This window comes from Nocardia iowensis (assembly GCF_019222765.1).
Lineage (GTDB): Bacteria > Actinomycetota > Actinomycetes > Mycobacteriales > Mycobacteriaceae > Nocardia > Nocardia iowensis.
The window spans coordinates 1,361,952-1,373,872 of record NZ_CP078145.1 but is presented as its reverse complement, the minus strand read 5'-3'; the positions used below and the strand labels follow the sequence as shown (position 1 = coordinate 1,373,872).

The 11,921-nt window shown below is 68.8% G+C and carries 13 protein-coding genes; 8 read left to right on the top strand and 5 right to left on the bottom strand.

Features of this window, described 5'->3' with window-relative positions:
* Positions 1 to 134 precede the first annotated feature (134 nt).
* Positions 135 to 839, bottom strand: coding sequence for an enoyl-CoA hydratase-related protein (locus tag KV110_RS06175; protein WP_218474198.1), 705 nt, complete (start codon positions 837 to 839; stop codon positions 135 to 137).
* A gap of 392 nt (positions 840 to 1,231) precedes the next feature.
* On the opposite strand from KV110_RS06175, the gene KV110_RS06170 reads away from it, so the two are divergent.
* The 3 genes from KV110_RS06170 to KV110_RS06160 are packed head-to-tail and all read left to right on the top strand — an operon-like array spanning position 1,232 to position 3,754.
* Positions 1,232 to 2,011 (top strand): purine-nucleoside phosphorylase, encoded by a 780-nt coding sequence (locus KV110_RS06170; RefSeq protein ID WP_218474196.1) that lies wholly within the window; start codon positions 1,232 to 1,234, stop codon positions 2,009 to 2,011.
* Complete coding sequence (locus tag KV110_RS06165; protein WP_218474194.1) at positions 2,012 to 3,508, top strand: phospho-sugar mutase; 1,497 nt, start codon at positions 2,012 to 2,014, stop codon at positions 3,506 to 3,508. It abuts the gene before it with no gap.
* Between the two features lie 21 nt (positions 3,509 to 3,529).
* Complete coding sequence (locus KV110_RS06160) at positions 3,530 to 3,754, top strand: hypothetical protein (protein ID WP_218474192.1); 225 nt, start codon at positions 3,530 to 3,532, stop codon at positions 3,752 to 3,754.
* A 7-nt stretch (positions 3,755 to 3,761) separates the two neighbouring features.
* On the opposite strand, the gene upp is transcribed toward KV110_RS06160, so the two are convergent.
* On the bottom strand, positions 3,762 to 4,385 hold the full coding sequence (gene upp / locus KV110_RS06155) for a uracil phosphoribosyltransferase (protein ID WP_218474190.1): 624 nt from the start codon (positions 4,383 to 4,385) through the stop codon (positions 3,762 to 3,764).
* A gap of 146 nt (positions 4,386 to 4,531) precedes the next feature.
* Here upp and KV110_RS06150 point away from each other — a divergent pair, with 146 nt between their 5' ends.
* From KV110_RS06150 to KV110_RS06130, 5 genes are read left to right on the top strand one after another with little or no spacing between them, the layout of a single operon-like run.
* Positions 4,532 to 4,855 carry a DUF2563 family protein gene (locus tag KV110_RS06150; protein ID WP_218474189.1) on the top strand — a complete coding sequence of 108 codons (324 nt, stop codon included), beginning with the start codon at positions 4,532 to 4,534 and terminating at the stop codon, positions 4,853 to 4,855.
* Between the two features lie 3 nt (positions 4,856 to 4,858).
* Complete coding sequence (locus KV110_RS06145; protein WP_218474188.1) at positions 4,859 to 5,986, top strand: C40 family peptidase; 1,128 nt, start codon at positions 4,859 to 4,861, stop codon at positions 5,984 to 5,986.
* Positions 5,983 to 6,336: a hypothetical protein gene (locus KV110_RS06140; protein ID WP_218474187.1), complete on the top strand. Its 354-nt coding sequence runs from the start codon at positions 5,983 to 5,985 to the stop codon at positions 6,334 to 6,336. Before KV110_RS06145 ends, KV110_RS06140 begins: the two co-directional genes overlap by 4 nt.
* Complete coding sequence (locus tag KV110_RS06135; RefSeq protein WP_218474186.1) at positions 6,333 to 6,680, top strand: YbaB/EbfC family nucleoid-associated protein; 348 nt, start codon at positions 6,333 to 6,335, stop codon at positions 6,678 to 6,680. The genes KV110_RS06140 and KV110_RS06135 overlap by 4 nt, the downstream gene beginning before the upstream one ends.
* 26 nt (positions 6,681 to 6,706) lie before the next feature.
* On the top strand, positions 6,707 to 7,957 hold the full coding sequence (locus tag KV110_RS06130) for a primosomal protein (RefSeq protein ID WP_218474185.1): 1,251 nt from the start codon (positions 6,707 to 6,709) through the stop codon (positions 7,955 to 7,957).
* Between the two features lie 161 nt (positions 7,958 to 8,118).
* Here the strand turns inward: KV110_RS06130 and KV110_RS06125 are convergent, their stop codons facing one another.
* The 3 genes from KV110_RS06125 to KV110_RS06115 form a co-directional block, all read right to left on the bottom strand.
* Positions 8,119 to 8,775, bottom strand: a complete 657-nt coding sequence (locus tag KV110_RS06125; RefSeq protein WP_218474184.1) for a hypothetical protein — start codon at positions 8,773 to 8,775, stop codon at positions 8,119 to 8,121.
* A 341-nt stretch (positions 8,776 to 9,116) separates the two neighbouring features.
* Positions 9,117 to 10,214, bottom strand: coding sequence for an adenosine deaminase (locus tag KV110_RS06120; RefSeq protein WP_218474183.1), 1,098 nt, complete (start codon positions 10,212 to 10,214; stop codon positions 9,117 to 9,119).
* A 320-nt stretch (positions 10,215 to 10,534) separates the two neighbouring features.
* Complete coding sequence (locus KV110_RS06115; protein ID WP_218474182.1) at positions 10,535 to 11,824, bottom strand: thymidine phosphorylase; 1,290 nt, start codon at positions 11,822 to 11,824, stop codon at positions 10,535 to 10,537.
* Positions 11,825 to 11,921 lie beyond the last annotated feature (97 nt).

The window sequence follows — 11,921 nt, the reverse complement described above, 5'->3', positions numbered from 1 at the left end:
ACACAGTGTTGCACTCTGTCGCACACCGAGCGCAGCCCATATCTCTTCGGGCAACCACCTCCAGTGGCATACCCGCCGCGTACTACGCGATATTTCCGCAGTTCAGCGCGTCGCCGCAGCTGTCGATAAGGAGATTATCCGGCCGCGAAAGCGAGGTTTTCCGCAGTCGTCCGCACGGCCAGACCGGCCAGCGCGTTGGCGTGCAGTGCGCGCTTGATGACCGGCAGGTTGGGCTTGCGGTTGCTCGCCAGTGCCGCGGCCCTGGCCACGGCGGTCGCCAGCAATGTTTCCGCGTCGGCCTTGGCGTCGACGATGCCCGCGGCGATCGCCTCGTCGGCCGGGTAGCGGTAGCCGGTGGTCATCGCCTGCACGCAGACCTGGTTGGACAGCCGCTCGGTCAGCAGTGCGTTCATGCCGATGGTGAACGGCATGCCGAGGTGCACCTCGGGCAGGCAGTAGAAGCCGCGGTCGGCGCGCATCACCCGGAAATCGTGCGAGGTGGCCAGCATCGCGCCCGCACCGAAGGCGTGCCCGTTGATCGCGGCGACCGTCGGCATCGGGAACTGCAGCAACCGGGTGTAGAGCGAGTGCACGCGGTCCAGGTAGCCGTGCATCTTGTCCAGGTTGCCGAACAGCCAGTCGGTGTCGAGGCCGTTGCTGTAGAACTTCCCGGTCGCCACGGTGACCAGCGCGGCGGGCCCTTCGGAGCTCTCCACCTTGTCCAGCAGACCGTGGAACTCATCGATCCAGTCCGGGTGGAAGCGATTCTCGCTGTCCGTCTGTCCCTCGTTTCCGAGGTGGACGACGAACACTTCCCCTTCACGTTCCAGATACGGCATGCGTGCAGAATATCCGGACCGCGCCGATACCCCTACTCGTGGGTAGCAATCCCCGATCGAGGTGCGCGGCCGCCATGTCGCGCATTGTCGACGACCAGTGCGACCGCCAGCGCGCGGTGGATGGGCGTGGCGGACAATCAGCCGAACTCCGCCGGGTGCGATACGGCCCGAGCACATGGCCCGGCACATGGCGAGCAGCCGAATCGACTGGCCCGCACCGGATTGGCTGTCGCGGCCCGCTGGCCGCGGCGGTCGGGCGGCACGAGTCGCCGTTGGCCGCCACCGCCATGGTGTCCGCGATGCACTGAACAGCCCGCCCGGTCGAGCGTGCCGACCTGCGAGTTGGCCGACCACACCGCCACGGCGCTTCCGACGGGACTATCGTGGCGATCATGCTTGCCGAACAGGCCGCCGAGGCGATCGCCGAACGTACTGGAGTGCCGCGTCACCGGGTTGCGGTGGTGCTCGGCTCGGGCTGGCAGGAGGCGGCCGCGGAGATCGGTACGCCGGTCGCGTCGGTGCCGATGCCGGAGTTACCGGGGTTCGGCACGCCGAGCGCGCAGGGGCACGGCGGCATGGTCCATTCGGTCGCCGTCGGTGACACACCCACCCTGCTGTTGATGGGCCGCCAGCACCTGTACGAGGGCTACCAGCCCGCCGATGTGGTGCACCCGGTCGCCGCGGCCGTCGCGGCGGGCGCCGAGATCGTGCTGCTGACCAATGCCGCGGGCGGTATCCGGGATGGCCTCGCCGTCGGCGAGCCGGTGCTGATCAACGACCACCTGAACCTCACCGGCCGCACCCCGCTGACCGGGGCGACCTTCGTCGACCTGGTCGATGCCTGGGATCCCGAATTGCGCGCCCTGGCAAAGGAAATCGACCCCGGCCTGACCGAGGGCGTGTACGCGGGCCTGACCGGGCCGCAGTACGAGACACCGGCCGAGATCCGGATGCTGCGGACCATGGGCGCCGATCTGGTCGGCATGTCCACGGTGCTGGAGGCGATCGCTTGTCGCGCGCTAGGCGCTCGGGTGCTCGGCATCTCGCTGGTCACCAACCTGGCCGCGGGTGTCACCGGCGCGCATCTGTCGCATGCCGAGGTGCTCGCCGAAGGTCATGCCGCCGCACCGCGATTGGGCAAGCTGCTGCGCGGCGTGCTGGAACGGGTGTAGATGCTGCGCTTCGGCACCGCCGGCCTGCGCGGCCCGCTGCAAGACGGCCCAGACGGCATGAACGTGGCGACGGTGACCAGGGCCACCGCCGGAATCGTTGACTGGTTGCGCGGGCGCTGTCTCGGCGGCGGCGCGGTGGTCGTCGGTCGCGACGCGCGGCACGGCTCCGCCGAATTCGCCACGGCGACGGCGGAAATCTTTGCCGCCGCGGGTTTTCCGGTGACGCTGCTGCCCCGCCCATTGCCGACGCCGGTGGTCGCGTACGCGGTCCGTGAGCTCGGCGCGGTGGCCGGTGTGCAGATCACCGCGTCCCACAATCCGGCCACCGACAACGGATACAAGGTCTACCTCGATGGCGGTTCGCAGCTGCTGGCCCCCGCCGACACCGAGATCGAACGCTGCATCGAGGCCGTCGCCGAACCGGTCGCCCGCACGCCGGTCACCCCCGCGGACGACGACCTGGTGCAGCGCTATCTGAACCGAGTGTCCTCGCTGCCCTCGGTGATCGGCGGCCCCGGCGCGCGCGCCGCCATCCGGATCGCGCTGACGCCGCTGCACGGCGTCGGCGGCGACCTGGTCGTGAAGGCGCTCGCCGCGGCGGGATTCACCGACGTACACGTGGTCGAGGAGCAGTTCGAGCCCGACCCTGACTTCCCCACCGTCGCGTTCCCGAACCCGGAGGAGCCGGGCGCGACCGACCTGCTGCTGGCCTTGGCCACCCGGGTCGGCGCCGACGTGGCGATCGCGCTCGATCCCGACGCGGACCGCTGCGCCGTGGGGATCCCGTTACCGGACAACACCTGGCGGATGCTGCGCGGGGACGAGACCGGCGTGCTGCTCGGCGACTGCGTGTTGCGCACCGCACCGCCGGACGCGCTGGTGGCCACCACGATCGTGTCGTCGCGGCTGCTGTCCGCGCTCGCCGCCGCGCGCGGTGCCCGTTACGCGGAAACCCTCACCGGTTTCAAATGGCTGGCCCGCGCGGGCGACGGCCTGGTCTACGCCTACGAAGAGGCGATCGGCCACTGCGTCGACCCGGCCACGGTCCGCGACAAGGACGGCATCTCGGCCGCGGTGCTCACCGCCGACCTGGTCGCCCGGCTGAAGTCGGCGGGCCGCACGCTGACCGACGAACTCGATGCGTACGCGGTCGAATTCGGGCTGCACACCACCGATCAGGTGTCGCTGCGGCTGGACTCCGCGGCGGCCGCCGCGGACGTGGTGGCCCGGCTGCGCGCGAATCCGCCGGACGAGATCGCGGGCGAGCCGGTCAAGTACACCGACCAGCTCCAGGTGCGCGGCCGAATGCGCACCGACGCACTCATTTTCGAGGGCGCCACCGCGCGCATCGTGGTCCGCCCGTCCGGCACCGAGCCGAAACTCAAGTGCTATCTCGAGGTGCTGACACCGGTCGCCGCGCCCGCCGACCTGCCCGCCGCCAGGACAACTGCGGGACAACGTCTTTCCGCATTGCGCGAATACTGCCAGGGGCTGTGACCGCCCAGGCATCATCATGTAATGACGGCGATGCACTGTACTCACTGCGGCAGCGAGGCCATGATGCCCGGCTTCATCGAGGATTCCGGCGACAGTTCACGCGGCCACGCCCGCTGGGTGGAGGGTCCGCTGGAAATCGGCTTCTGGGGTGCGAAGCGGGCCGGCCGCGCGCACTGGCTGGTCGATGCCTTTCGATGTAAGGACTGCTTCCACCTGGAGCTGTTCACCCGGGCGCAGGATCAGTGAGGTCCGCTCAGCGCGGCCCGAACTGGCGATCACCCGCGTCGCCGAGACCGGGGACGATGTAGGCGTTCTCGTTCAAGCCCGCGTCGATCGCGGCCGTGATCAGCCGCACCGGGTGGCCCGAATCGGCCAGTGCCGCGACCCCTTCGGGAGCGGCGACGACGCAGACCGCGGTGATGTCGGTGGCGCCGCGGGCGACGAGAAGTTCCAGGGTATGGCGCATCGAGCCGCCGGTCGCCAGCATCGGGTCGAGCACGTAGACCGGTAACCCGGCCAGGTCGTCGGGCAGCGACTCCATGTACGGGACCGGCTGGTGGGAGTCCTCGTCGCGGGCGATGCCGACGAAGCCGATCCTGGCGTCGGGGATCAGCTCGGCGGCAACGTCGACCATGCCGAGGCCCGCCCGGAGGACCGGAACCAGCAGCGGCGGCTGCGCCAGGCGCGAACCCTCGGCGAGGGCGACCGGTGTCGCGATCTCGAAATGCCGCACCGGCGCACCGCGCAGCGCCTCGTAGATGAGGATCCTGGTGAGATCGCGTAATGCGGTGCGGAAGGCGGAGTTGTCGGTCCGCGCGTCTCGCATCGTGGTCAGCAGAGCGGCGGCGAGTGGATGGTCCACGGTGTGAGTGCGCATGAGGGAACGATAAAGTCACCAGTGGGTCCGCCGCCGAAGCTCCACCCGAAAGTTTTTTCGCATCGGTGGAACCGATCGGGAAGAGCGCGCGTCGAACCAAGTGAATGACGTACTCTGCCTGGGAACAACAGATGGGGGAAGCTCTGATGCGGAAGATGTCGGCGGATACCGAGGGCATCGCAGCCTACGGCGCGACCGCCCATGTGATGGCCGGGGAAATGGCTACGGCCGGCGCGAGCGCGGTGGCGGCCGAGCCCGCCCTGCTCGGTCCGATCATGGGACTGATCGGCGGGGATTTCCTGGCCGCGTACGCCGCCGCGCACGCCGGACACGTCGCCTCGATCGGCCAGCTGTCCGCGGTGCTTGCCAGCATGGGCGGCGCGGCAACCGGCGCGGCAACCGTGCTCACCGAGACCGACGCGAACAACGCGGGATCGCTGCAGAGCGTGGTCGCCGAACTGGACGGGTGAGCCGTGATCGATATCAACGCGTTGGCCAAACCCATTTTCGACCTGCTCGCCAGCTTCGGCTCGGGCGTGCTGCCGACCGGCGGGCCCGCCGACGCACTACGCAGCACCTCGAGCGTCGTCGACCAGATCCAGCAGATGGGTCGCGACAGCATCAACGGCATGAACTCGGCATGGGACGGCCAGGCCGCCGACGCCGCCACCGCGAAGGCGCTGCGGGTGCAAACCTCAGCGGCCACCATCTCCGACCGCGGCAACGACATGGCAACCGTGGTGAACCAGGCCGCCGCCGAGGTCGAGTCGGGCCAGAAGGACCTCACCGGCATCGCCCAGTCGTTCGTGAACACCGCGGCGAGCGCGGGCCCCGCACTGGCCACGCCCGCGGGCCTGACGATGATCGTCGGCTCCGCGATCGACCACCTCGGCCAGGCGCTCAACGTCGTCGGCCGGGTGCGGAACGAACTCGGTACGCACACCGCATCGATGACCGAGCTGACCCCACCGCCACCGACACCGGCACTCGCCGGGTCGCCCGCCACCACGGCCGCCGGTACGCAGCAGTTCGTGTCGACCGCGACCAGCGCGCTCAGCGGTGCGGGTCAAATGGCGAGCAGCTTGATGAGCACGGCAATGCCCTCGCTACAGACAGCGTCGATGCCGAGCGTCACCTCCGGCGCCCCGTCCACGACGGGCACCCCGAGACCGGACACCGGTTCGTCCGGCATGTCGAGCGACGGCAAGGGCGTGAAGATCACCCTGCCCGACGGCAGCACGGTGGAGGCACCCAACGAGAAGGCGGCGACCGCGGTCCGCTCGGCGATCAGCGCGGTCGGCACGCCGTACGTGTGGGGCGGCAACACTCCCGGCGCCGGACTGGACTGCAGCGGGCTGACCAAGTTCGCCTACGGCGAGGCAGGCGTGGAGATTCCCCGACTGGCCGCCGAGCAGGCCACCGGCAGTCCGGTCTCCCCCGGCGACCTGATGCCGGGCGATCTGGCCATCTGGGACGGCCACGTCGCGATGGTGATCGGCAACGGACAATTCGTCGAGGCAGGCGACCCGGTCCAGATCAGCTCGATTCGAACGGAGAATTCAGGGATGGGCTTCTACGGCTTCTATAGGCCGACGTCATGACGAATCCGCAGCAGCCACCGACGGTTCCCAACGTCACGGTTGCGGCCAGCACCAATCGGTCGGGCACGATTTCGGTGCGGGCCACCGATCAGGGCATGCCGGTGGAGATCAAGTTCGAGCGCAGCGAATACCGTTACGGCGCACAAACTCTCGCGAACGAGATCCTGCGGCTCACCAAACGCTCCACCGTTGCCGCGAAGGCGCGCCGCCGCGAACTGCTGGCCGAGGCGGGCATGCCCGCCGACATCCTGGACCGACTCGGCCTACCCACCCGCCAGGCCGCGGTGGACGAGCTGGACCGGATCGACGACGCGGACACGGGACCGACGACCTGGATGAGGCCGGTATGAGCGCTGAGATGGATGCTCTGGTCGCTAACGCGACGCAGAAGCTGGAGGCGCTCGAGGCCGCGCTGTACGGCCTCAAGCAGGTGCGGGGGCGGCACACCACCGATGACGGCACGGTCACCGTCGAGGTCGACAGCGACGGCGCACTCGTCGCGCTGAGCCTCGCCGAGACGGTCACTTCGCTGCCACCCGCCGAGGTCGGACAGCTGATCGTCTGGGCGTGCAGGCAGGCCGCCGAGGACGCGGGCAGCCAGCGCTCGAAGGTCGTTGCGACACTGAACGAGTCATTCGTTCCCGCCGCGAACGAGGCCCAAGGAACCGTTGGGGGCGGGCCGGATAGTGCCTGACGCGGAAGGTAGATAGGCTTCCGCTCATGGCTTCTGGAGACATCGTCCCGATCGAGCTCGGCCTGACCGACGGCGATCTCGTCACCCTGTGGGCACCGCGCTGGCGCGACGGTGACGACGAGTGGGAGGCGTTCCTCGGACACGAGGACTCCCTCTACGGTTTCGAGTCCGTCGCGGAGCTGGCCGCCTTCATTCGGACCAACTCCGACAACGACCTCGTCGAGCATCCCGCATGGAAGGTCGTCGCGGGCCTGTCGGCGGTCGAACTGGAGCCCGAGGAGAACTTCTCCTTCGATCTGGTCGCGGTGCCCGAGCTGGCCGCGGGCGAGCCCGACGTGGACACCATCGCCGAGCTGGAAGACACGCTCAGCATGGTCCGCAACATCGGTGAGGTGTGCGAGCTCGAGACGGTGACCAAGTTCTTCGGGTCGCATCCGGTGCTCGGCGCACTCCCCAGCGGGGTGAGCGCGTTCGTCGGCCGGGACGGCGAGGAACTCTGGGACCAGATCGGCGCCGCCATCGCCAAGGGCTGGGACAGCGTTCTCGACGCCATCGACTCGGTCGTGCAGACCCCCGATGTCGACGCGGAAGCCGTCGCCGTCGCCGAGGCCGAACTGCTGGCCGCCGAGGAGAACGTCGTCGATGCCGACGACGCCGCGGACAACGAGGAAGACGAGTTCGAACCCGTCGACCTCGACGCGGACGACGAGGACGAAGAAGACGAGGACGAGTCGTTCTGGCACGAGGTCGGCATCGACCCGGTCAAGATCATCACCTCCGACGGCACCTACTTCACGCTGCGCTGCTACCTCGACGACGAGCCGATCTTCCTCGGCTCCGACAACGCGATCACGGTGTTCCCCTCCGAGCGCGCGCTGGCCAGATACCTCGCCGACGACCACGAGCACGACCTCGCCCGGGTGAGCACCTTCACCGACGTGCAGACGGCCGCGGTGGACGGTTCGCTCGAGGTCGAGGTCACCGACGAAAACGTCTACGTGCTGCCCGGCCTCGCCGACGACCTGGCCGAAGGACCGGAGGCCGTCGACATCGAACAGCTGGACCTGGCCGTCGAACTGTTCACCGACGCCGCCGACTACGCCGGCGACGACGCCGTGGAACAGGCATTGGCCCCGTCGAACCCGCTCGGCTGGTACGTCTCGTACCTGCTCAACCCGGACCCGACCCGTTTGGCCCCCAACCCGCCGTTCACCGCCGAGGCGCAGTCCTGGCGGGATCTGGAGCGCAACTTCGAGTCCAGGCTCAACCCGCAGTAGGTCGGGGACAGCGGCTACGCGATTGCGGAGCCGGTCCGGACGGACTCGGCCGACGCCGACGCCGACGGAAGTGTGGCGTTCCGCTTGCCGCGCACCGAGCGTCCTTGCCGTCCTTCGGGGTACTGGTGGCGGCACCCAGTCCGGACCGGAGACAGGGTGCGTCAGCGCAAGCGGATCCAGATCTGTTCCGCGCGGCCGAGCAGGCGGTCGTCGGAACCGTAGATGGCGGTGGACGAGAAGGATTTGCGGCCTTGCTCACCGTGGTTCTCGCCGATGACCACGCACTGCTCGCCGACCTCGGGGAGGTCGTGCACCGCGGCGGTCATCGAGCCGAGGAGGGCGGGGCGGTCGAACATCTCGGGGAGCGACCAGCCGCCGGGGCAGTCCATCGCGGCCCACAGGACGGCGGCGCCCAGCGGAAGCGAGTCATCGGGGGTCCACGGTGCGGCCACCCGACCGTCGCCGACCGACCCGGCCTCGATGCGCAGACCGTCCGTGCGGGCACTGCCGCAGACGAAACAGGACGCGAACATCTCGTTGCTCTGATACGAGCTCGCCGCAGCCGCTGCGGTCGCGAACGGCACGGATCGTGGTGCGTCCCGGTCGAATTCGCCCGCACTGGATTCGGCAACCAAGGTATCGCCGTCGTACAGCTGCCCGGCCCGCACCTCGAGCGGCGTGTCCAGCGGCGTCGGACTGCGCAGGATCACCGTAACCGCGTCGGCCTCATGCTGCTCCGCGAGCAATCCGCCCACATAGCCGCCATTGCCGGAACTGGGCGGGCCATTGAACCGACTGGGAATCCGCAACGTCACCATGCTCAGCCACGCTAGCGAACCGGCGACCTGACACCCCCAGGTGGTCACTGCGCCCAGGCCCCTCCACTCATCTCACAGAGCGTCCCACGCCTCACAGCGCATGTAACCCTGGGAGGCGTATGAACGCTCTGTGAGATCGACAAGGAGTTGGCCACCCGCACGCACCCCGCGCGTGTAGTGGTGCCGCGTGCGAGACAGCCTGCTGCGCACGAATTCCAGCGATTTCGTGCGCTGCTCGAGGAAAAGTGCGCGGTGGTTGCGCCCATCTGGCCGACAGGCGAACCGGGCTCCCGTCACCTCGGACGGGACGCCCGGCTCGCTGAACCTGTTGCGGCCGTTGACTAACCGAGCAGCACCGCGTAGCCGGGCTTGATGATGTTGTCGATGATGCGCAGTCGCTCCGGGAACGGGATGAACGCCGACTTCATCGCGTTGATGGTGAAGCGCTCCAGATCACTCCAGCCGTAGCCGAAGGTGTCTACCAGTTTGAGCATTTCCTGGCTCATGCTGGTATCGCTCATCAAGCGGTTGTCGGTGTTGACCGTGACGCGGAAGCGCAGCCGGGCCAGCAGGTCGAACGGGTGCTTGTCCAGCGAGGGCACCGCGCCGGTCTGCACATTGGACGACGGACAGAGCTCGAGCGGAATGCGCATGTCACGCACGTAGTTCGCGACGAGTCCGAGGCGCGCGTCCTCGATCGCACCGGGCACACTGATGTCGTCGGTGATGCGCACACCGTGGCCGAGCCGATCGCAGCCGCAGAAGGCGAGCGCCTCGTGGATCGACGGCAACCCGAATGCCTCGCCCGCGTGAATCGTGAAGTGCGCGCTATTGGCTCGCATGTATTCGAAGGCATCCAGATGCCTGCTCGGCGGGTATCCCGCCTCCGCACCCGCGATGTCGAAGCCGCCGACGCCGCGGTCGCGGAAGCGCACGGCGAGTTCGGCGATCTCGCGTGAGCGTGCCGCGTGCCGCATGGCGGTGAGCAGGCAGGTCACCACGATGGGCCGCCCCGCCGCCGCGGCAGCCGCCGCGCCCTCGCGGAACCCCTCGAGGGTGTGCTCGACGACCTCGTCGAGCGTCAGTCCGCGTTCCAGGTGCTGTTCGGGAGCGAACCGCACCTCGGCGTACACCACCCCGTCGGCGGACAGGTCTTCCGCGCATTCGCGGGCAACCCGGCGCAGGCCCTCGGGCGTCTGCATGACGGCGACGGTGTGCGCGAAGGTTTCCAGATACAGTTCCAGCGATCCGCTGTCGGCCGCGTCCCGGAACCAGGCGGCCAGCGTCGCCTCGTCGGTGGCGGGTAGGTCCGCATAGTCGCATTCGGCGGCCAGCTCCAGCACCGTCGCAGGCCGTAGACCACCGTCGAGGTGGTCGTGCAGCAGCGCTTTTGGCGCTTGTCGGATCGAGGCAAGGGTCAATGCGGTCGGTCCAGTCATGTAACGACGGTAGCCGCACGGCAGCGGAACGGCACCCTACTGCCCAAGTGGCAACCATCTCGTTGCCCAGCCAACCCGCCCCGGCCCACAACCGGACACCCACCGCCCCACCGCACACACTGGCTCACCTGCAGTTACTGCGATTGATGCGATACCGAACACAGCCAGGTCCACGTACCGAGCAGTCGGCATGCAGCGCACACCACATCAACTCGCGCGCACCACTCCCTCAGGAATCGTGATGCTCGGATCGGCGACGAGCGGTCGTTCCGGATCGGGTGTTTTGCGCGGCAAGCCAATTCACTGGCCGAATAGGCAGGTCAGGCGTCGATGCGGCCGAGTATCAGTGGCGTGGCGGGCTTTTCGGTGGACTCGCCGATGGCGAAGGCATCTTGCAAAGCGGCATAGGCACCGGGGAAAGCTTCCGGGGTGTCGGTGTGCAAGGTGAGCAACGGCTGGCCGGTGGTGACGGAATCACCTGGCTTGGCGTGCATTTCGATGCCAGCGCCGGCTTGGACCGGATCGCCTTGACGGGCCCGGCCCGCACCCAGGCGCCAGGCGGCGATGCCGACGCCCATGGCGTCGAGACGGGTCAGCACACCGGACCGCTCGGCTCGCACGACCTCGGTGTGTTTCGCCGTGGGCAGCGGCGCGTCCGGGTTGCCGCCTTGAGCGTGGACCATCGCGCGCCACTGGTCCATCGCGCGGCCGTCGGCGAGCACATCGGCGGGATCGATATCGAGCCCGGCGAGGGCGACCATCTCGCGGGCGAGGGTGACGGTCAGCTCCACGATGTCGGCGGGCCCACCGCCCGCCAGCACCTCGACCGACTCGGCGACTTCCATGGCGTTGCCCGCGGTGCGGCCGAGCGGGGTGTCCATCGCGGTCAGCAGCGCCACCGTCCTGACCCCGGCGTCGGTGCCCAATTCGACCATGGCCGTGGCCAATTCGCGGGCGCCGTCGAGGGTCTTCAGGAACGCGCCCGCGCCGACCTTCACATCGAGCACCAGGGCCGCGGTGCCCTCGGCGATCTTCTTGCTCATGATCGAGCTGGCGATCAGCGGGATGGATTCGACCGTTCCGGTGACGTCGCGCAGCGCGTAGAGCCGCTTGTCCGCGGGTGCGAGATCGGCGCCCGCCGCGCAGATCACCGCGCCGATCGCGGGATCGGCGAGTATCTCCCGCATGCGCGGTACCGAAACGTCGGCCTGCCAGCCCGGGATGGCCTCGAGCTTGTCGAGCGTGCCGCCCGTGTGCCCGAGCCCGCGCCCGGACAGTTGCGGGACCGCGGCACCGCAGGCTGCGACCAGCGGCGCCAACGGCAGTGTGATCTTGTCACCGACCCCGCCGGTCGAATGCTTGTCGACGGTCGGGCGCGGCAGACCGGTGAAATCCATCCGACTGCCCGACGCGATCATGGCGTTGGTCCAGCGCGCGGTCTCCCGCCGCGTCATCCCACGCCACACGATCGCCATCGCCAGCGCCGACATCTGCTCGTCGGCCACCGCCCCGCGGGTGAATCCATCGACCACCCAGTCGATCTGCGCGTCCGACAGCTCGCCGCCGTCCCGCTTGGTCGTGATGATCGAAACCGCGTCCAGTGCCGTCACATTCGCCAGTCTGGCATGAGATGCCGTCCGGGTCTGGTTCTTGTCGGTGGTCTTCGATAGCCTCGCCGCATCAATCGTTCGAGGGGCTAGGGGGAAG